This window comes from Brachybacterium ginsengisoli, assembly GCF_002407065.1.
Classification (GTDB): domain Bacteria; phylum Actinomycetota; class Actinomycetes; order Actinomycetales; family Dermabacteraceae; genus Brachybacterium; species Brachybacterium ginsengisoli.
This window is the reverse complement of the sequence record NZ_CP023564.1, coordinates 296485-317185: the sequence shown is the minus strand read 5'-3', so window position 1 is coordinate 317185 and position 20701 is coordinate 296485. Positions and strand designations below refer to the sequence as shown.

The window sequence follows — 20701 nt, the reverse complement described above, 5'->3', positions numbered from 1 at the left end:
TCACCATGTCTTTCACGCTCCCCCGCCGCTCGCTCCTCGCAGGCTCAGCCGCCCTCGGGGTCCTCACCAGTGCCTCGCTCACCGGCTGTGGCGGATCCGGTCCCGCCGCGACCGTCTCCGGCAGCGGGGAGTTCCCGACCTACACCCGGTACGCCGGCGTCACCCCTGACCTCGAAGGGACCGAGGACGGCATCCCGCCTGCATTCTTCACGTATCCGGACTCACCCACGAAGGCGATCGAGGGGACCCCGGGAGATGGCGAACCCGTCACGCTGATGGCCCAGTCCTCGGAACCGATCCCGCCGTCGATGGATCAGAACAAGTACTGGCAGGAGCTCAACGATCGGATCGGCTCCGAGTTCCAGATCGCGATCACCCCGGCGAACGACTACGACGCGAAGTTCGCGACGGTGATGACGGGAGACGATCTCCCCGACATCTTCCAGGTCTCCCGCGGTGCGAACTCCGTTCCCCAGATGCTGCAGGCGAAGGCCGTGGATCTGAGCGAGCACCTGTCGGGGGACGCGATCGCGAACTACCCGATGCTCGCGAACATACCGACCGAGAGCTGGCAGAACGTCATGCTCGACGGGAAGATCATGGCGGTCCCGATCCCCCGCGGCGTCATGCAGTGCACGATCCTCTACCAGCGCCAGGATCTGCTGGACTCCCTGGGGATCGACTCCGGACCGAAGAACTTCGAGGAGCTCCTCGACCTCGCCACAGAGGTCACCGACGAACGGGGCAACGTCTGGGCCTTCACGTCCGCACCGGGGAACTACATCCAGCAGATGCTCGCGGTCCCCAACGTATGGAGCTACGAGGGCGGTGAGCTGACCCGCTCCTACGAGCACCCCCAGATGAAGGAGGCTCTCGAGGCCACCCGGAAGGTCGTCGAGGCCGGCGTCGTGGTCCCCGATTCCTTCGCCTCGAACAGCGCCCAGTACAAGCAGTGGTTCATGGCAGGGACGGCGTACTTCACCGGTGATTCCTACAGCGCGTGGCCCGCCTACCTCGCCCTGGGGAAGGCGGACGATTTCGCCCTCTCCGCAATCGACATGGTCGGCTTCGACGGCGGCCGCGGCGCGCTGTGGCGCCGCTCCCCCACGCACAGCATCGTCGCGCTGAACAAGTCGTCCGCGGAGCGGACGGAGACCCTGCTATCGATCATGAACTGGCTCGCCGCCCCCTTCGGGACCGAGGAGTACCTCTTCCGCAAGTTCGGCGTCGACGGCGTTCACTACGAGATGGATGGCGGCGACCCGGTGCCGAACCCCGAGACCCAGGGGGAGCTGTACCTAGGGCAGCAGTACATCGCAGACGCCCCGATGGTGCTCTACCACCCGGGCAGCGAACAGGGGATCCGCCGCGAGCACGAGCACATGCTGGCTGTGATCCCCGAGAGCGTCCCGGATCCCACGGAGGGCATGTACTCCGAGACCGACACCCGCAAGGGCGGCCAGATCAGCAAGGCCGTCTCGGCGATGATGGACGAGATCGTGCAGGGCCGCCGGCCGGTCGCCGACTTCGACACCGCAGTGGCCGACTGGAAGGCCGCAGGCGGCGACGCGATCCGCGACGAGTACCTCGCCCTCCTGGCGGGCGAGAAGTGACCACTGCCCTCCGTCGGGGCATCGACCGTCGCGCCCTCGTCTCCCGGCACGACGTCGTGCTCACCGGGATCGACCCGAGATCTCCCTTGGGAACGGGGAACGGCAACTTCGCCGTGACGGTCGACGCCACAGGACTCCAGTCGCTGCCGACGTCGTATCCGGTGTCGCCCCGCGATCCCGCCGAGGACCCCGGCACCCTGCTCGGGACGCTGTCTACCTGGGGTTGGCACCGGAACCCCGACGCTGCGGAGTTCTCCTGGAGGGATTCGCTGACCTGGTACGACTCCGATCGAGGACCTGTCCAGTACGTCGACATGCACGGGTCGGTCTCCGGCGGCACCGAGAAGGGCTCCGGACCCCAGGACCTCGTGCTCCGCGGAAACCCCCACCGCCTCGATCTGGGGACCATCGGGTTCCGCCGGCACGGCCGGCCGCTCGAGCTCGGCGAGGTGGTTCCCGTGCGACAGCGGCTCGAGCTGCTGACCGGAACCATCACCTCGCAGTGGGAGATCGAGGGTCACCGGGTCGACGTGGAGACCTGCTGCGATCCGCAGCGCAGCGCTGTCGCGGCGAGGATCCGATCCTCCGCGCTGCAGCACGGCCTCTCCGTCGCTCTGACCTTCAGCTACGGGAACACGGCCTGGCACAACGCTCAGGACTGGGGATCGCCGAGCCGCCACGGCTCTGCGACCGAGCGCCTCGCCGAGGGTCTGTGGCGTGTCGAGCGCGAGCTGGACGACACCCGGTACAGCGTTCTGCTCCGGAGCGATGCCGAGGTCTCCTCCTCCGAAGAGCACCTCGTGGAACTGACGTCGCCGACCCCCGATATGGATCTCGTCCTTGACTTCCTCCCCCCGGGCCGCGAGGACGAGCCGTTGGACGTCGACATGGTCCAGGAACGCTGCGCCTCGCACTGGCGGGACTTCTGGGACTCCGGTGCCGCGCTCGACCTCGGAGCGGTCGACGACCCGCGCGCCGAGGAGCTCGAGAGGCGCGTCGTGCTCTCCCAGTACCTCACCGCCATCCACTGCTCCGGCGAGATGCCGCCGCAGGAGACCGGCCTGGTCTGCAACTCCTGGCGCGGGAAGTCGCATCTGGAGATGCACTGGTGGCACTCCGCGCACTTCCCGCTCTGGGGACGGCCCCAACTGCTGAGACGCAGCTTGAGCTGGTACCGGACGATCCTGCCGCGCGCCCTGGACATGGCTTCCCTGCAGGGTTTCGAGGGCGCCCGCTGGCCCAAGCAGGTCGGCCCCGAGGGCGAGGAGACTCCCAGCGGGATCGCTCCGTTCCTGATCTGGCAGCAGACCCACCCGATCCACTACGTCGAGCTGCTGCGCCGCGCTGCGATTCACGATCAGGGAGGGGAGGCGGCGCGAGAGGTCACCGACGAGTTCGACGACCTGATCCGTGCCACCGCGGACTTCATGGCGTCCTTCGCGATCCGCACCGAGCACGGCTACGAGCTGCCCCCTCCGCTGATCCCTGCGCAGGAAAGCTACGGCGGCATGCGGCGAGAGGTTCGCAATCCCACTTTCGAGCTCATCGCGTGGCACTGGGCGCTGGGGCTGGCCTGTGAGTGGGTCCGCGAACGGGGCCAGGAGCCGCCCGAGAAGTGGGTGGCCGTGCACGAGGGCATGCGTGCTCCGACGCCGCGGAACGGGATCTACCCCGCGATCGGGATCTCGCCATGGACCATCCGATCGGACCACCCCTCGATGCTGTGCGCCCTCGGCGTGCTGCCGGGGACGGCGCTGATCGATGCGGGTGTCATGGGGGCAACCCTCGACGACGTGCTCTCGAACTGGGACTGGTCGAGCACATGGGGATGGGACTACCCCGTCATGGCCATGACCGCCGCCCGGCTGGGACGACCCGACCAGGCCGTCGACCTGCTCCTCACCGACACCGGAAAGAACGTCGTTCTCGCCAACGGTCACAACCGACAGACGGCTTCGCTGCCGCTCTACCTGCCCGGGAACGGAGGGCTGTTGTCCGCGATCGCCCTGATGGCCGGCGGCTGGGACGGGTCCCCCGACCGCCCGTGCCCCGGGCTGCCGCCCGACTGGGACATCCGTTCCGAGGGCTTCATCCCCTCCCCCTGAGATCATCCGCCTCCCGTCCGAGCCGCGCCCCTAGGGGTGCAGGAGAAGAGCTTCATGAACACCCCTCGACCCCGCCGCTTCGCCTTCGTAGGCACCGGCCATCGCTGCGAGATGTACGTCCGGGCCGTCCTCGGCCAGCATGCGGACGCTGGGACGCCGGTCGCCTGGTGCGACACGAACCCCATCCGAATGCAGTACTACGACCGGCTCGTCGCCGAGCTGTCGCCCTCCACCCCGGTTCCCTCCTCCTGGGCCCCGGATGACTTCGACGCGATGGTCGCCGCCACGTCCCCCGATGTCATCGTGATCACCACCCCCGACGCCCTCCACAGCGACTACATCGTGCGCGCCCTGGCCCATGACCTCGATGTCGTGGTCGAGAAGCCGATCACCACCACCGCCGAGAAGGCGCGCGCGATCGCGGGGGCCGCGCAGCGATCCTCGGGTCGCATCCTGATGACCTTCAACTACCGATACTCGCCGCGCAACACCCTGGTGCGCCAGCTGGTGGCCGACGGCTCCATCGGCACCGTGACCTCTGTGCACTTCGAGTGGCTGCTCGACACGGGCCATGGGGCGGACTACTTCCGTCGCTGGCACCGACAGAAGGAGATGTCCGGCGGCCTGCAGATCCACAAGGCCTCGCACCACTTCGACCTGGTCAACTGGTGGCTCGGCGACTCACCCGCCCAGGTGACCGCGCTGGGGTCGAGACGGTTCTACGGAGCCGAGCACGCGGCGGAGCACGGCGTGGATCCGTCGGCCCGCACCAGCCGGGAGCTTCCGCCCTCCGATCCCTTCCGCGTCGATCTGGCGGCGGATGACCGTCTGCGGGCGCTCAACCTCGACGCCGAGCGGGCCGACGGCTATGCGCGGGACCAGAACGTGTTCGGCGAGGGCGTCACCATCGAAGACACCATGAACGTGCTGGTGGGGTACCGCGGCGGAGCGGCGCTGACCTACAGCCTGTATGCCTACGCGCCCTGGGAGGGATACCGGGTGGCCCTGAACGGCACCCGCGGCAGGATCGAGCTCGACGTGTGCGAGCGCCCCCATCGGGCGACCGCCGATGCGGAGATCGACCCGAGCTCCCAGGAAGAGGGGGCCTCCACCACCTCGGCCTCCGAGGTCCGCCCGCGCCGGAGCACGCTGCGTCTCCAGCGCCAGTGGGAGCGGGCGGTCGAGATCCCCATCCCCGAGGGGCGTGGCGGCCATGGCGGTGGCGACGCGATGCTCCTGGAGGACATTTTCGTCGGCGATGCTCCGGATCCTCTGGGGCGCCGCGCGACCTGGACCGACGGCCTGCGAAGCGCCGCCATCGGCATCGCCGCCGACCAGTCCTTCTCCCAGGGGTGCACGGTCGACGTCGGTTCGTTCTCGCTCCCGCTCTGACGCCCCCGAGCACGACACCGCATCCACCTTCGACGAAGAGGACCTCATGCCGATCACCCGCCGCAGCTTCCATCTCACCGCCGGCGCAGCCGCCGGCTCGCTCCTGGCGACAGGGGTGCTCCCCTCTGCCTCTGCGGACCCCGCGAGAACAGCCATGCCCGAGGTCACCGAGACCCCCACCGAGATCATCATCGACAACGGCCGGGTCCGCGCCGTGCTGTGGAAGGAGTCCGACGGACGGATGACCTCTCTGCAGCTCGACGGACAGGAGCTGATCGGGGAGAAGGGCAGGGGACGATTCGACCAGAACGTCACGGTGCTCGGCGAGCTGGTCGAGATGCCCCAGCAGAGCGTGGGCTACGAGGTGCGGCGCGTCGCGGACGCCGTGGTGGTGACGGTGACGATCCCTCCATCGACCGGCGCTCCGTACCGTCGGGACCGGGTGTACCTCTTTCGGGCCGGCGAGGCGGGATTCCACCTGGCTCCTCGCTTCGCCCACCAGGAAGGCCACCCGGCGATCAGCATCGAGCAGCATCGCTTCGTGTGCTGGCTGGATCCGGAGATCTTCACGCACGCGAGCCTCGAGGACGACGAGTTCGGCGAGCCGTGGCGAGCGGGGGCGGCCCTCCTGCCGACGCCCGCCGAGCTTGCCGCAGCGGAGATGGTCATGGATGCTACCTACGACCTCGACGGCCTCGACAGCGCCTATGCACGGCGTCACTACACCAAGTACGACTGGGCGATCTCGATGCGCGAGCATGCGGTGCACGGCCTGTACGGCCGACTCGAGGACCGCTGGGTGGGCGCCTTCGCCGTCCTCTCTGATCGCAGTAGCTTCAACGGTGGTCCGGACCGCCAGGACCTCACCCTGCATCAGACGAGCGACGCCCCCGTCCTCCTCCTGGAGCCGCACGCGACGCACTACGGCGCCCGCCCCGTGGTCGTCGACGGGGACTGGTCCAAGACGTACGGCCCGCACTACGTGCATCTCGGCGTCGCCGGCTCACCGGAGGAGCTGCGAGCGCAGGCCGAGCAGCGCGTGGCGGACCCCGAGCACCTCCGCCTCTACGATGCTGCGGGTCTTGAAGGCTGGGTCCCCACCACGAAACGGGCGACGGTCAGCGGCCGGGTGCAGCTCCTCGGCGCCGATCGCGGCGAGCAGCACGGCCCCGACGGTGCGCTGGTGGTCCTCTCCGACGAGGGTGTGCCGGCCCAGGACACCACCGAGGGCTTCCAGCACTGGAGCTCGACGAGCCCCGACGGCAGCTTCCGGCTGGAGGGGGTGCGACCGGGGACCTATCGCCTCACGGTCCGCAGAGACGGCATCTGGGACCAGCACGTACAGGACGGTGTCGAGGTGGAGGGGGATCTTCGCCTGACGGTCCGGTGGCGAGCGTCGGACGTGAGCTCACAGGGCGAAGGGACCCGGCCCCCTGAGCAGCTCTGGCAGATCGGTTCCCCGGACGGCACCTCCGTGGAGTTCCCCGGCGGCGCACGAGCACGGCGTTATGACAGCCTCTCCGAGTACTCGGAGCTGTTCCCCGACGGGGTCGAGCACGTGATCGGGGCCGAGCACCCGGACTGGTACTTCACGCAGCCCCAGCTGGTCGACGGCGAACCCGCCGCGCCATGGCGGATCATCTTCGATCTCCGTAGCGCACCGGCTCGGGACCGGACGGCGGAGCTGACGATCGCCCTGGCGGGCTGGTCACTGGATTCCGCCGTGCCGAATCCGGACCTCCCCAGCACCTTGACGGTGCGCTGCAACGACGGTGCACCGCAGGTCTGGGAGTTCCTCGGCGACGACGCCCGCGGGGCGATCTATCGCAGCGCGAATCGAGCACGGAACTATCGCAGGTCCTTCCGACTGCCCGGCAAGGACCTGCGGGCCGGGGAGAACACGATCACCATGACCATCAATGAGGACGTCCCGGACGTCGCCGTCCAGGCAACCTACGACGCGCTCCGCCTGCGCATGCTCTGAGAACCGCCCCCGCCCCGCTCCCCACCGGATCCGAACCCTCTCGTGCTACCCTTGTTTGAGTCGTTTCAACAATCTCGCGGGCCTTTCCGCAGGCGCCGCCGCCACGTCAGCCCTCATCGTGCAGCCTCCGCGCCTCCGCGACCACCGAAGGAGTCCTCATGACCACTCCCACCACCCTGCCCACCGAGGTCGCCCGCGACCTCGCCGAGTTCTCGATCGAGGTCCCCAGCTGGGGCTACGGCAACTCGGGCACCCGCTTCAAGGTGTTCGGCACGCCCGGCACCCCGCGCGACCCCTTCGAGAAGATCGCCGACGCCGCGCAGACGCATGCCTTCACCGGCTCCGCGCCACGGGTCTCGCTGCACTACCCCTGGGATCGGGTCGAGGACTTCTCCGCGCTGCGGGACTTCGCCGGCGAGCAGGGCGTCTCGATCGGCATGATCAACTCCAACACCTTCCAGGACGACGAGTACAAGTTCGGCTCGCTCACCCATCGCGACGCCTCGGTGCGCCGCCGGGCGATCGACCACCACCTGGAGTGCCTGGAGGTCATGCGGGCCACGGGCTCCCACGAGCTGAAGATCTGGCTGGCGGACGGCACGAACTACGCCGGCCAGGACTCGATCCGCGCCCGGCAGGACCACCTGGCCGACTCGCTCGCCGAGATCTACGCGGGCGTCGGCGAGGGCGAGCGGATCGTGCTCGAGTACAAGTTCTTCGAGCCGGCGTTCTACCACACGGACGTCCCCGACTGGGGCACGAGCCTTCTGCACTGCCTGGCCCTCGGCGAGCGGGCGCAGGTGGTGCTCGACACCGGCCACCACGCCCCCGGCACCAACATCGAGTTCATCGTGGCGCAGCTGCTGCGCCAGAACCGTCTGGGCGCCTTCGACTTCAACTCCCGCAACTACGCGGACGACGACCTGATCGTCGGCGCCGCGGATCCGTTCCAGCTGTTCCGGATCCTGTTCGAGATCGTCCAGCAGGATGCGCACCGCCCTGCCTCCGGCGTGAACTTCATGCTCGACCAGTGCCACAACCTGGAGTCCAAGATCCAGGGGCAGATCCGCTCCGTGCTCAACGTGCAGGAGACCCTCGCCAAGGCGCTGCTGGTGGACCGCGCGGCCCTCGCCGACGCCCAGGACCGCCACGACGTGCTCGAGGCCAACGCGATCCTCATGGACGCCTTCTGGACCGACGTCCGCCCGGCGCTCGCGGCCTTCCGCGAGGAGCAGGGCCTGCCCGCGGAGCCCTTCGAGGCGTTCCGCGCCAGCGGCTACGAGGAGAAGGTCGCCGCGGAACGCGTCGGCGGCAACCAGATGGGATGGGGAGCCTGAGCATGACCGGATCGACCACCACCGACCCGTCGGCAGCGCCGACGAACCCGGCCGTCGCCGAGCTCCTGGCCCGCTCCAACGCGCTGGGCGCCGACCCCCGCAACACCAACTACGCCGGCGGCAACACCTCCGCCAAGGGCACCTCCGCCGACCCGGTCACCGGCGAGGAGACCGAGCTGCTGTGGGTCAAGGGCTCCGGCGGCGACCTCGGCACCCTGCAGGAGAAAGGCCTGGCCGTGCTGCGCCTGGACCGCGTGCGCGCCCTGGCGGACGTGTACCCGGGCGTGGAGCGCGAGGACGAGATGGTCGGCGCCTTCGACTACTGCCTGCACGGCAGGGGCGGCGCGGCCCCGTCGATCGACACCGCGATGCACGCGCTCGTGGATGCACCCCATGTGGACCACCTGCACCCCGATGCCGGGATCGCGCTCGCCACCGCGGCCGACGGCGAGCGCCTGACCCGCGAGTGCTTCGGCGACGCGGTGGCGTGGGTGCCGTGGCGCCGTCCCGGCTTCCAGCTGGGCCTGGACATCGCGGCGATCAAGCGCGAGAACCCGCAGGCGATCGGCTGCATCCTCGGCGGTCACGGCATCACCGCCTGGGGCGAGACCTCCCAGGAGGCGCAGGCCAACTCGCTGCGGATCATCGCCGAGGCGACCGCGTTCATCGAGCGCACCGGGACGGCGGAGCCCTTCGGGACGCATGACGGGAGCCGCGCGGCGCTGCCCGAGGCGGAGCGCCGCGCGAAGGCGTCGGCCCTGTTCCCCGTGATTCGCGGGCTCGCCTCCACGGACGCCCCGATGGTGGGCCGCTGGACGGACACCGAGGCCGTCCACGAGTTCCTCGCGAGCGAGAAGCTCGCCCCGCTCGCCGAGCTCGGCACCTCCTGCCCGGACCACTTCCTGCGCACCAAGGTGAAGCCGCTGGTGCTGGATCTCCCCGCGGACGCCCCGGTCGATGACTCGGTGGCGCGGCTGAAGGAGCTGCACGAGCAGTACCGGGCCGACTACTCGGCGTACTACGAGCGGCACGCCGCGCCGGACTCCCCCGCGATGCGCGGCGCGGATCCGGCGATCGTGCTGGTCCCGGGCGTGGGCATGTTCTCCTTCGGGGCCGACGCGCAGACGGCCCGCGTGGCCGGCGAGTTCTACGTCAACGCGATCGGGGTGATGCGCGGCGCCGAGGCGATCTCCACCTACTCCCCCATCGAGGAGTCGGAGAAGTTCCGGATCGAGTACTGGGCCCTCGAGGAGGCGAAGCTGCAGCGCCGCCCCGCAACGAAGCCGCTCGCCACCCGCGTGGCGCTCGTGACCGGCGGCGGCTCCGGCATCGGCAAGGCCACCGCGGAGCGGCTCGTCGCCGAGGGCGCCTGCGTGGTCATCGCGGACCTGAACCTCGAGAACGCGCAGGCCACCGCCGAGGAGCTGGGCGGCCGCGACCGCGCCGTGGCGCTGCGGGCCGACGTCTCCGACGAGCAGGCCGTGATCGCCATGGTGGCCGAGGCGGTGCTCGCCTTCGGCGGCCTGGACCTCATCGTCAACAACGCCGGGCTCTCGCTGTCCAAGCCGCTGCTGGAGACCACGGCGAAGGACTGGGACCTGCAGCACGACGTCATGGCGCGCGGCAGCTTCCTGGTCTCCCGGGAGACGGCGCGGGTGATGATCGACCAGGCCATGGGCGGGGACATCATCTACATCTCCTCGAAGAACTCCGTGTTCGCCGGCCCGAACAACATCGCCTACTCGGCCACGAAGGCGGACCAGGCGCATCAGGTGCGGCTGCTCGCCGCCGAGCTCGGCGGGCATCAGATCCGCGTCAACGGCATCAACCCCGACGGGGTGGTGCGCGGCTCCGGCATCTTCGCCGGTGGCTGGGGCGCGAGCCGCGCGAAGGTGTACGGCGTCGAGGAGGAGAAGCTCGGCGAGTACTACGCCCAGCGCACGCTCCTGAAGCGCGAGGTGCTCCCTGCGAACGTCGCCAACGCCGTGTTCGCGCTGACCGCCGGGGACCTCTCGCACACCACGGGCCTGCACATCCCGGTCGACGCCGGGGTCGCCGCGGCATTCCTGCGATGAGCGCGGGGTCCCTCGGCGACGGCCACGCGCCGCCGAGGCGCGGTTCTGAACCCGCTGGTGGGTCCGAACCGCGCCGGCGCGGGGAGATGGCGGGGCCGACGGGTGCGGGGCCGACGGGTGCCGAGCGGGCGGCCGCGCCGCTCGGGGTCGCGGCGGTCGATCTCGGGGCGACCTCCGGCCGGGTGATGCTCGGGGTGCTCGAGGACGGCCGGATCGACCTGGTGCCCGCGCATCGCTTCGAGAACCGGCTGGTGGAGCGTGACGGCCACCTGAGCTGGGACCTCGACGCGCTGTGGGCGGAGATCCGTCAGGGCCTCGCCGACGCGCACGATCTCGCGCTGGTGCGCGGGCTCCCGGGCCTCGCCTCGATCGGCGTGGATTCCTGGGCGGTGGACTACGGAGTCGTCGGCCCCGACGGAGACGCGGGCGACGGGGCGCTGATCGGGGAGGTCGTCGCCTACCGCGACTCCCGTACAGACGGCGTCGCCGAGCGGGTCGCGCAGCAGGTCTCGCGCGAGCGTCAGTTCGCGCTGACCGGCATCGCGCAGCAGCCCTTCAACACCGCCTACCAGCTCGCCGCGGAGGATCGCCTGACGGATCTGCCGGAGGGCAGCACGCTGCTGCTGGTCCCGGATCTCGTCGGGTTCCTCCTCACCGGCCGACGTCGCACGGAGCGCACCAACGCCTCGACCACCGGTCTGCTCGCCGCCGACGGCGAGGACTGGAAAGACGAGCTCCTCGACGCCGTCGGGGCGGACCGTTCGCTGTTCGCCCCGCTGATCCACCCCGGAGAGCAGCTCGGCACGGTGCGGCCGGAGCTCGCCGAGCGGCTCGGGATCGGCGAGGTGCCGGTGATCGCCGTCGGGTCCCACGACACCGCCTCGGCGGTGCTCGCCGTCCCCTCCCCCGGCACCGGCCCGGTCGCCTACATCTCCTCCGGCACGTGGTCCCTCATCGGGCTCGAGCTCGACGCCCCGGTGCTCACCGAGGAGGCCCGGAAGGCCGGCTTCACCAACGAGGGCGGAGTGGGCGGCACCGTGCGCCTGCTGAAGAACGTCGCCGGGATGTGGCTGGTCAGCGAGTCGATCCGACAGTGGGAGGAGGACGGCGCGCACGTCGACCTCGCGGACCTGCTGGAGGCGGCCGCCGCCGTGCCGGGCGACCGCTTCCGGATCGACCCCACCGACCCGGACTTCCTCGCCCCCGGCCGGATGGCCGACCGCGTCACCGCCGCGGCCCGACCGCTGGCCGGCGAGGACGAGGCCCCGCGCACCCCCGCCCAGCTGGTGCGCTGCATCCTCGAGTCCCTCGCCGAGACCTACCGCGAGGAGCTGCACGCCGCGTGCCGTCTCGCCGAGGTGCCGCTCCCGGAGCGGCTGCACGTGGTGGGCGGGGGCAGCCGCAACGCGCTGCTGAACCGCCTCACCGCCGAGGCGCTGGGGATCGACGTGGTCGCCGGCCCCATGGAGGCGACCGCGCTGGGGAACGTGGCGCTGCAGTGCCGCGCCCTCGGCGCGATCGCCGACGAGCCCGGGGCGATCCGGGAGCTGGTGCGGGCGAGCGTGGAGCTGGAGGAGTTCGTGCCGGGGGCCTGAGCGTCCCATCCCGAGGATCAGCCGATCGTCGACTCCCGCTCCACCAGCGTCGGCGTGAAGCTCACCTGCCGCGGCGGGGCCTCGGGGCTCGCGATCTCCTCCTCGAGGAGTGCGAGGGCGGTGCGGCCCATGAGGTCCGCGGGCTGGGAGACGGAGGTCAACGGCACCACGGTGGAGCGGGCGAAGGCGATGTCGTCGTAGCCCACCAGGGCGATCTCCTCCGGGACGGCGACCTGGTGGCGGAAGGCGAAGGCCTGCAGCACGCCCACCGCGAGCAGGTCGTTGACGCAGAACACGGCGTCGGGCCGCTCCGCGCGCGGCCGGGCCACCACGGCCTCACCGACGGTGCGGCCGGCGAGCACGGAGAGGTCCTCGGCCTCGATGACCTCGAATCCGATCCCGGCGGCCTCCGCGGCCGCTCGAGCCCCGCGCAGCCGGTCGGCGACCTGACGGAGGTCCTGGCGCGCGGCGACGACCCCGATCCGTCGGCGGCCCAGGCCGGCGAGGTGCTCGACGGCGATCCGGCCGCCGGCGATGTCGTCCACGCGCACGGAGGAGCCGTGGGCGCCGGGCTCGCTCTCCACGAGCACCACCGGGGTGCCGCGACCGCGGATGGCCGCGACCAGCTCGGCGCTGCCTCCGGTGGAGGCGAGCAGGATCCCACGCACGCGCTGCTCCTCGAACAGCGAGAGGTACAGGCGCTCCCGCTGCTCGCGGTTGCCGGTGCTGCCGGCGATCACCATCAGCTGCGAGTCCTCCGCGGCGCCCTCGATACCGCCCACGAGCTGGCCGTAGAACGGGTTCGCGGAGTCCAGCACGATGGCGCCGACGGTGCGGGACTGGCCCAGCTTGAGCTGACGCGCCGCGTCGTTGCGCACATACCCGAGCTCGGAGATCGCCGCCTCGACCCGTTCGCGGCGGTCCCCGGAGACGATCTCGGGGCGGTTCAGGACGTTGGAGACGGTGCCCACGGAGACGCCTGCGCGCCGCGCGACGTCCTTCATGCTCACCAGACGGCCTCCGGCCACGGCCCACTCCCCTCGCTCGGCTCGCAGGGCTCCCCGGTGTAGATCCGATCGGTCGAGATCTGGAGAGCCCTGGATCCTGCGACTTTAGCGTCTCTCACCCGCCGCACGCCGTCCTGACGCCGCGCCCACCTGGCCGGTTGTGCCGAGCTCAACCCTTCACCGCTCCGGAGGTCATCCCCGCGACGATCTGCCGGTTGAAGAAGAGGAAGACCAGCAGCGGGGGGATCGTGATCAGGAGGATGTTCATGAACAGCAGGTTCCACTGGGTGGAGTACTGGCTCATGAAGTTGTAGAGGGTGAGCTGCACGGTCGCGTTCTTCTCCCCGGGGAGGAAGTACAGCGGGTGGACGAAGTCGTTGAACACCGCCACGGACTGCACCACGATCACCGTCACGACGGTGGGCTTCAGGAGCGGGAGGATCACCTGGAAGAACAGGCGCAGCGGCCCGCAGCCGTCGATGATCGCCGCCTCGTCGAGGGTCTTGGGGACCGTCGACATGAAGGCGCGGAACAGCAGCACACAGAACGAGATGCCGAAGGTCATCTCCACGAGGATGAGACCGGGCAGCGTCTTGAACAGCCCGATCGACTGGAGCACCCAGATCGTGGGGACGACGGCCGGCGGCACGATCAGTCCCATCAGCACGGCCGCGTTGACGAGGCCGTTGATCCTGCTGCGTCGGCGCTGGAGCACGAATCCCACCATCGCCGCCACGATGACCATGCCCGCCACGCTCGTCATGGTGAGCACGGTGCTGTTCACCATCGCTGTGACCAGCATGTAGTCGCGGGCCTCGAACACCTCCCGGAGGTTCTCGACCAGATGGAACGAGCTGGGGAGGGAGAGGTTCAGCTCCGAGGCCTCCTGCCGATCCTTCACGGCGTTGACGAGGACCAGCAGGAAGGGAACGACGAAGACGATGAGGAAGACGACGGGGGTCAGCGCGCTGACGAGGTTGACTCGGATCCGGTTTCTCATTGGTCGACCTCCGCGCGGCGCATGAAGTAGTTCAGGGGGAGCACGATCACCATGACGACGAGGAACATGATCACGTTGCCCGCCGTCGAGAGCCCGTAGAAGCCGGCCTGGTACTGCTTGTAGACCACCGAGGCGATCACGTCGGAGGCGAATCCAGGACCGCCGCTGGTCATCGCCCAGATCAGGTCGAAGCTGCGCAGCCCGCCGATGAGCGAGAGCGTGATGACGGTGAACGTCGCGGGCCGCACCAGCGGGAGCGTGATGTGGCGGAAGGTGCTCCATCCGCCGGAGCCGTCGACCCGGGCCGCCTCGTAGTACTCCGACGGCACGGCGACGATGCCCGCCATGTAGATGACGGTGGCCAGGCCCACGCCCTTCCAGATGTCGACCAGGGCCACCGAGATCAGCGCCAGCTGAGGATCGGCGAGCCACTTCGGCCCCTCGATGCCGACGAGTGCGAGCGTCGTGTTGAGCAGGCCGTCGGTCGGATGCATCATCGTCGTGAACATGACGCCCACGCCGATCGTGGAGACGAGGACCGGGAAGAACACGAGGGACCGCAGCAGGCCCCGTGCCCGGATCTCGGAGGTGAGCAGGAGTCCCAGAGCCATCCCCAGCACGACCTTCGCGCCGCTGGTGAGGAAGGCATAGACCACCGTGTTCCGCAGCGAGCCGATCAGCTGCGGCTCGGAGAGGAACTGCCGGAAGTTCTCCAGGCCGATGAACTCCCAGTCGAAGAGGCTCCACCTGGTCAGGCTGAAGAAGAAGGAGGCGAAGGTCGGCACCGCGAAGAACACGAGGAAGAGCAGCGCGGCCGGCAGGTAGTACCAGAGGGGATACGCCGCGGCGAGGTAGCTGCTCCTGCGCCGCGCGGGTTCCGGGGCGTCGACGGGTCGGGACCGGATATCGGGGTTCACAGCGAGGGCCATCAGCTCACCAGCCCTCCAGGCCGAGCTGCTGGGCCTGCTTCTCGACGTCCTGGTCGTACCGCTCGGCGGCCGTCTTCGCGTCGATGGAGCCGGTGCCCAGCTCGATGAGGATGTTCTCCAGGTTCGGTCCCTTCACCGGGGAGACGAACTCGAGCGCGGGAGTGGTGGCGCCCTCGGTATCGAAGTACTCCTGCAGCTCGGCGATCGCCGTGGGGATGTCATCGGGCAGCGGGACGTCGGAGACCATGTACGGCCCTGTGGGCTGGGAGCCCTCGGCCATGGCGCCCAGGCCCTCGGCGCTGGTGACGAACTCCAGGAACGCCTTCGCCGCGTCCGGGTTCTCGGCGGTGCCCGGGATGTAGAGGCCGTTGGGGATCCAGACGGTGAGTCCGTTGGTGGAGGCATCCGTCCCCGGCATCGCGAAGAACCCGACGTCCTCGAGCTGCTCGGGGTGGTTGGCCTTGATCTCGGAGATGCCGCTGGCGAAGAACGGATAGTGGGTGCCCTCGCCCGTGGCCAGGTAGGCGATCGCCTGCTCGAGCGTCGTGGACACGTAGTCCTCGTTGAGCAGGCCCTCCTTGGCGATCTGCTCGATGTGCTGGAACGACGCGAAGGCCGCCGGGTCGTCCGCGAAACCCACCTGGTTCGCGGTGTACTGGTCGGCGAAGTCGGGATTGGCGGTGGCGACGTTGTGATAGTCGGCCAGGACCAGGAACTGCGAGGTGTAGGTGTCGCCGTAGCTCTGGATCACTCCATGCTTCCCGGCGGACTTCGCGGCCTGCGCGTTGGCGATGAAGTCATCCCAGGTGAGCGGGACCTCGAGGCCGAGCTCCTCATAGGTGGGCTTGTGGTACCAGATCCCGCCGGAGTTCGATCCGCCGTGCGGTGCTCCGTAGACCTTGCCCTCGGCCGTGACGGACGCCGGGAAGGCCTCTGCGAGCCGCTTCACCCACGGCTGATCCGAGAGGTCGAGCAGGTTCTGCACCGGACGTATCGCCTGGAAGAGCGACCCCGAGTTGTAGGAGAACGCGTCGGGCATGTCCTGCGTGCTGAGGCGGGTCTTGACGAGGTTGTCGCCCTCGGTGCCTCCGGGCCGCGACTCCATCGTGAACTCGTGCTCGGTCTGCGAGGAGTTGAAGGCGGAGATGAGCGATTCGGTGGCGGCGATGGTGTTGGGGTCGTTGTCCACCAGGAAGGTGACCGCTCCCCCGCCGCCACCGGCGCTGCAGCCGGTGACCACGAGGGAGGATGCCGCCAGGCCGGTCCCGGCCATGAACGCGCGTCGTGAGAATGCCATGAGATTTGCACCTACTTCGTCGTAAGCCACGGGCTCCACCGTCGTCGGTGAGCCATCCGAGCATTGTTGAAACGCTCCAAGATTTGGCCAGAGTAAGCAGGCCGATCCACCCTGTCAACGGCTCCGGGCAGAGTTGCGGCGACTTTTCTCGCCGGAGACCGCGAGCCCCCGAATTGGCAATCGCTTTCCCATTCACGGCTCCCCCGACCGGTCCCCGACGACAGGGCGACCGTCGACCCCTTCGCCTTGAAATCCCTCACTGCCTGCAGATTCTCTTCGCCGAACGGCCCCGGGCATTGACGGCCGACACCCGGCTGCGCCCACAATCCCACACTGAGGGAAATGCTGGCCAACAAAAGGCGGATCACCCCTTGTTGGGCCACGCCGGAAGTGCTAGTTTCGTTGAGTCGTTTCAGAAGAATGGGCGTGCGCGGGCACCAGCGAAGGCCGCCGGCGCACACCCGACCAGCACTGTCGCCGGACCTGGCACCCCGCGGGCGAGACCGCCCGCATCGCCCCTGATCGCCAACACCACGAGGTGGAACCATGAGCACTGCCCCTACTGTCGCCTCCGCCGGATCCACGGTCGACCCGCAGCCCGCGCTGGAGGGCGCCGCCGCGATCTCCGCGACGGGCGCCGAGGGCCGAGCCCCGGTGCTCCGCACCGCTGCCGCTCTCGATCAGCCCGCGGCACAGATCTCGTCCGCGCTCCTGGTGGCCACGGCCCACGGGGTCTACGAGCCCAGCATCAACGGGCAGCCCGCCACGGAGTCCGTGCTCAACCCCGGCTGGACCGTCTACGAATCCCGGCTGCAGGTCCAGCGCTTCGAGGTGACGGAGCTGGTCCGCCGCGGCGACGAGGAGGTGCAGCTCTCCGTGCTGCTCGGCCGTGGCTGGTGGAACGGCGACTTCGGCTTCGGCGAGGCGGACGCGAACTACGGCGACGAGAACGCGTTCCTCGCCGCCCTGCACATCACGTACGAGGACGGCTCGACGCAGGCGATCACCACGGACGAGTCCTGGACCGCCGTCGACTCGCCCATCACCTTCGCGACGATCTACCACGGTCAGCACGAGGATCGTCGCCTCGCCGCAGGGGACCCGCGCCCGGTGACCCTGGCGGAGCTCGACCGGTCCCGGCTGGTCGAGCAGTCCTCCCCGCTCATCACGCGCCACGAGTCCCGTCGCCCCGAGAAGATCTGGACCTCCCCGTCGGGCGCGACCCTGCTCGACTTCGGCCAGAACCTGGTGGGATGGCTGCGCTTCACCGTCGCGGGCCCGGCGGGCACCGAGATCACCCTGCGCCATGCCGAGGTGCTCGAGCACGAGGAGCTGGGCACCCGTCCGCTGCGCACCGCGAAGGCCACCGATCGCCTCGTGCTGTCCGGAGATCCTGCCGGCGATGCCTACGAGCCGACCTTCACCTTCCACGGCTTCCGCTACGCCGAGGTCACCGGCTGGCCCGGAGAGCTCGCCGCCGAGGACATCGAGGCCGTGGTGGTCCACTCGGACATCGAACGCACAGGCTGGTTCGAGTCGAGCCACGCGGGGGTGAACCAGCTGATCAGCAATTCGATCTGGTCCCAGCGCGGCAACTTCCTCGCCGTGCCCACGGACTGCCCGCAGCGCGATGAGCGCCTGGGCTGGACCGGCGACATCGCCGCCTACGCCGCGACCGCGGCCTATCAGTTCGACGTCTCGGACTTCCTCCACAACTGGCTGCTGGACGTGCGGGCCGAGGTCGAGCTGCCGCCGCTGAGCTTCGTGCCCTTCGTCGTGCCGGACATCCTCAAGCTGGGCCGCACCGTCCCGTTCTCCGACGGCGAGCCCACCGAGACCCCGACCGCCATCTGGGGCGACGCCGCGGTCTGGGTCGCCGAGGCCCTCTGGAACGCCTACGGCGACCTCGACCGACTGCGCCAGCACTACCCCGGGATGGTGCTGCACCTGGAGTCGGTCGAGCGGGCGCTCTCCCCGAGCGGGCTGTGGGACACCGGGTTCCAGTTCGGGGACTGGCTGGATCCGGACGCCCCGCCGGAGGCGGCCGCCGACGCGAAGGCCGACAAGGCCGTGGTGGCGACGGCCTGCCTGGTCCGCTCGGCACGCTTCGCCGCCGAGACGGCCCGCCTGCTCGGCGAGGAGGCCGGCGCCGCACGCTGGCAGGAGCTCGCCGATCGCACCCTGGCCGCGTTCACCGAGGCCTACGTCCACGAGGACGGCACGATCACCTCGGACTGCACCACCGTGTACTCGCTCGCGATCGCCTTCGACCTCCTGGAGGAGACCACCCGCGAACGTGCCGGCGAGCGTCTCTCCGCCCTCGTCCAGGAGGCCGGATACCGGGTCTCGACCGGCTTCGCGGGCACGCCCTTCATCACCTGGGCGCTCTCGGAGACCGGCCACGTCGAGGACGCGTACCGCCTGCTGCTCGAGGAGGGCTGCCCCTCCTGGCTGTACCCCGTCTCGATGGGGGCCACCACGATCTGGGAGCGCTGGGACTCGATGCTCCCCGACGGCTCCATCAACCCCGGCGAGATGACGAGCTTCAACCACTACGCCCTCGGCGCGGTGGCGGACTGGATCTACCAGGTCGTGCTCGGCATCCGCCCCGCCGAGCCCGGGTACCGCCGGATCCTCATCCAGCCCACCCCCGGACCCGGCATCGACTGGGCGAAGGGCGCCTATGATTCCGCCGCCGGGCGCATCGAGGTGTCCTGGGAGGTCACGGCCGGCGGACTGCACGGGACGGCGACGATCCCCGAGGGCGCGGAGGCCGAGATCGTGCTGCCGGGCGAGGAGGTGCGCATCGTCGGCGCCGGGGTCACGACTTTCTGATCAGCGACGCAACTGGTGGAAAGCGGTTGACTGACTGCTTCCGTCGGCGGAGACTCTGGGGTCGTGCGGGGCGGGATCCTCTCGCGGGGACTCGAGGCGGAGCAGCCTCGCAGCACCCTCGCGGGCCGGGCCCCACCCGTACCCGCCGTCTCCCGCTCCCGACCTGATCCCCCTGGAGAGCCTCATGCTCAGCCGTCGCCATGCCCTCGCCCTGCTCGCCGCAGCGGGCACCGTCCCCGCCCTCGCCTCGTGCGGCCCCAACGCCCAGAGCTCCTCGGGCGAGGGCTCCGGCCTGCGCGTGTACTGGTGGGGAGCCGAGCTCCGCGCCGGCCTCACGCAGGAGGTGCTCGACCTCTACTCGAAGGACCACCCCGATCCGACGATCTCCCCGGAGTACTCGGAGTGGTCGAGCTACTGGGACAAGCTCGCCACCCAGACCGCGGGCGGCGCCGCCCCGGACATCATCCAGATGGACGAGGCGTACATCGACTCCTACGGCAGCAAGGGCTCCCTGCTCGACCTCGACACCGTCAAGGACTCGCTGGACCTCTCCTCGATGGACGAGGCGATCCTCGAGACGGGCCGACTCTCCGACGGGACGCTCGTGGGCGCGCCGAACGGCTTCAACCTCTACGCCACCGGCATGAACCCCACCCTGCTGGAGAAGGCCGGGATCGACCTCCCCGACGACACCACCTGGACCTGGGACGACTTCCTCGCCCTCAGCAAGGAGATCAGCGAGTGGGGCAAGAGCTCCGGGGAGAAGGTCTTCGGGACCAGCGGCTTCGGCCGCGGCTCCGGCGATCTCGCGGCCTGGGCCCGCCAGAGCGGGAACCAGCAGCTGTTCCCCCGTGAGGACGAGGAGATGGTCACCAAGGACACGATCGTCTCCCTCCTCGAGTACAGCGTCAGCCTCGGCGACCAGGGCGCCGCACCCGAGGCCGCAGCCCAGATCGAGAACGCCGGCGCCAGCCTCGAGCAGGGCATGTTCGCCACCAACCTCTGCGCCTTCCAGCAGGTGCCGAGCTCCCAGATCCTCACCTTCCAGGACTCCACCGGCGAGCCGCTCAAGCTGCTGCGCATGCCGGCCCGGGAGAGCGGGCAGGCGGCGATGGTCAACAAGGCCTCGATGTACTGGTCGCTCAGCGCGAAGACCGGCGACGCCGAGGCCGCCGCGGCCCTGACCAGCTTCATGCTCACCGACCCCGGCGCCGCCGAGATCCTCAAGATCGAGCGCGGCATCCCCGCCTTCCCCGAGATCCAGGAGGCGGTGCGCCCGCAGCTCTCGGAGGGCGAGCTCGTCTCCCTCGACTTCGCCCAGGAGATGCAGAAGGAGGTCGTGAAGCCGCCGGTGGTCACCCCGGCCAGCGGCGTCGGCTTCGGCGACGAGTACACCCGCGTCGCGGAGTCGGTGCTCTTCGGCCAGACCTCGCCCTCCGATGCGGCCGACGAGATCCTCGAGATCCTCACCGGGATGCAGCCCGAGGGCTGACCTCCCGGGCCCGGGCCGGCCGGGCCCGCTCGCATCCGGG

General features: G+C 69.8%; 13 protein-coding genes. 9 read left to right on the top strand and 4 right to left on the bottom strand.

What is annotated here, in order from left to right:
• Positions 1–5 precede the first annotated feature (5 nt).
• The 7 genes from CFK41_RS01410 to CFK41_RS01380 all read left to right on the top strand — a co-directional run bounded on the left by CFK41_RS01410 (position 6) and on the right by CFK41_RS01380 (position 12101).
• Positions 6–1613: an extracellular solute-binding protein gene (locus tag CFK41_RS01410; protein ID WP_096798065.1), complete on the top strand. Its 1608-nt coding sequence runs from the start codon at positions 6–8 to the stop codon at positions 1611–1613.
• Positions 1610–3718 carry a hypothetical protein gene (locus CFK41_RS01405; RefSeq protein ID WP_096798064.1) on the top strand — a complete coding sequence of 703 codons (2109 nt, stop codon included), beginning with the start codon at positions 1610–1612 and terminating at the stop codon, positions 3716–3718. The genes CFK41_RS01410 and CFK41_RS01405 overlap by 4 nt, the downstream gene beginning before the upstream one ends.
• A 54-nt stretch (positions 3719–3772) precedes the next feature.
• Positions 3773–5110, top strand: coding sequence for a Gfo/Idh/MocA family protein (locus tag CFK41_RS01400; protein WP_096798063.1), 1338 nt, complete (start codon positions 3773–3775; stop codon positions 5108–5110).
• Positions 5111–5156: 46 nt separating this feature from the next.
• Positions 5157–7094 (top strand): polysaccharide lyase family protein, encoded by a 1938-nt coding sequence (locus CFK41_RS01395; RefSeq protein ID WP_096798062.1) that lies wholly within the window; start codon positions 5157–5159, stop codon positions 7092–7094.
• Positions 7095–7252: 158 nt separating this feature from the next.
• Positions 7253–8431 carry an L-rhamnose isomerase gene (gene rhaI / locus CFK41_RS01390; protein ID WP_096798061.1) on the top strand — a complete coding sequence of 393 codons (1179 nt, stop codon included), beginning with the start codon at positions 7253–7255 and terminating at the stop codon, positions 8429–8431.
• Positions 8432–8433: 2 nt separating this feature from the next.
• Positions 8434–10506 (top strand): bifunctional aldolase/short-chain dehydrogenase, encoded by a 2073-nt coding sequence (locus CFK41_RS01385; protein WP_096798060.1) that lies wholly within the window; start codon positions 8434–8436, stop codon positions 10504–10506.
• An 86-nt stretch (positions 10507–10592) separates the two neighbouring features.
• Positions 10593–12101: a rhamnulokinase gene (locus CFK41_RS01380; RefSeq protein WP_096798059.1), complete on the top strand. Its 1509-nt coding sequence runs from the start codon at positions 10593–10595 to the stop codon at positions 12099–12101.
• A gap of 17 nt (positions 12102–12118) precedes the next feature.
• On the opposite strand, the gene CFK41_RS01375 is transcribed toward CFK41_RS01380, so the two are convergent.
• The 4 genes from CFK41_RS01375 to CFK41_RS01360 all read right to left on the bottom strand — a co-directional run bounded on the left by CFK41_RS01375 (position 12119) and on the right by CFK41_RS01360 (position 16334).
• Positions 12119–13105, bottom strand: a complete 987-nt coding sequence (locus CFK41_RS01375; protein ID WP_151904805.1) for a LacI family DNA-binding transcriptional regulator — start codon at positions 13103–13105, stop codon at positions 12119–12121.
• A gap of 172 nt (positions 13106–13277) precedes the next feature.
• Positions 13278–14108 (bottom strand): carbohydrate ABC transporter permease, encoded by an 831-nt coding sequence (locus tag CFK41_RS01370; protein WP_096798057.1) that lies wholly within the window; start codon positions 14106–14108, stop codon positions 13278–13280.
• Positions 14105–15037, bottom strand: coding sequence for a carbohydrate ABC transporter permease (locus CFK41_RS01365; protein WP_096798056.1), 933 nt, complete (start codon positions 15035–15037; stop codon positions 14105–14107). Before CFK41_RS01365 ends, CFK41_RS01370 begins: the two co-directional genes overlap by 4 nt.
• Before the next feature lie 4 nt (positions 15038–15041).
• A complete protein-coding gene (locus tag CFK41_RS01360; RefSeq protein WP_096798055.1) occupies positions 15042–16334 on the bottom strand; it encodes an ABC transporter substrate-binding protein in 1293 nt (430 codons plus the stop codon).
• A gap of 546 nt (positions 16335–16880) precedes the next feature.
• On the opposite strand from CFK41_RS01360, the gene CFK41_RS01355 reads away from it, so the two are divergent.
• Complete coding sequence (locus tag CFK41_RS01355; protein ID WP_096798054.1) at positions 16881–19169, top strand: family 78 glycoside hydrolase catalytic domain; 2289 nt, start codon at positions 16881–16883, stop codon at positions 19167–19169.
• Between the two features lie 184 nt (positions 19170–19353).
• Positions 19354–20661 (top strand): ABC transporter substrate-binding protein, encoded by a 1308-nt coding sequence (locus tag CFK41_RS01350; protein ID WP_096798053.1) that lies wholly within the window; start codon positions 19354–19356, stop codon positions 20659–20661.
• Positions 20662–20701 lie beyond the last annotated feature (40 nt).

Coding starts and splice junctions, on each gene's coding strand:
- CFK41_RS01400 (WP_096798063.1), top strand. CDS start 3,773: ATGAACACCCCTCGACCCCGCCGCTTCGCCTTCGTAGGCACCGGCCAT.
- CFK41_RS01365 (WP_096798056.1), bottom strand. CDS start 15,037: ATGGCCCTCGCTGTGAACCCCGATATCCGGTCCCGACCCGTCGACGCC.
- CFK41_RS01350 (WP_096798053.1), top strand. CDS start 19,354: ATGCTCAGCCGTCGCCATGCCCTCGCCCTGCTCGCCGCAGCGGGCACC.
- CFK41_RS01395 (WP_096798062.1), top strand. CDS start 5,157: ATGCCGATCACCCGCCGCAGCTTCCATCTCACCGCCGGCGCAGCCGCC.
- CFK41_RS01385 (WP_096798060.1), top strand. CDS start 8,434: ATGACCGGATCGACCACCACCGACCCGTCGGCAGCGCCGACGAACCCG.
- CFK41_RS01375 (WP_151904805.1), bottom strand. CDS start 13,105: ATGAAGGACGTCGCGCGGCGCGCAGGCGTCTCCGTGGGCACCGTCTCC.
- CFK41_RS01410 (WP_096798065.1), top strand. CDS start 6: ATGTCTTTCACGCTCCCCCGCCGCTCGCTCCTCGCAGGCTCAGCCGCC.
- CFK41_RS01370 (WP_096798057.1), bottom strand. CDS start 14,108: ATGAGAAACCGGATCCGAGTCAACCTCGTCAGCGCGCTGACCCCCGTC.
- CFK41_RS01360 (WP_096798055.1), bottom strand. CDS start 16,334: ATGGCATTCTCACGACGCGCGTTCATGGCCGGGACCGGCCTGGCGGCA.
- CFK41_RS01355 (WP_096798054.1), top strand. CDS start 16,881: ATGAGCACTGCCCCTACTGTCGCCTCCGCCGGATCCACGGTCGACCCG.
- rhaI (WP_096798061.1), top strand. CDS start 7,253: ATGACCACTCCCACCACCCTGCCCACCGAGGTCGCCCGCGACCTCGCC.
- CFK41_RS01380 (WP_096798059.1), top strand. CDS start 10,593: ATGGCGGGGCCGACGGGTGCGGGGCCGACGGGTGCCGAGCGGGCGGCC.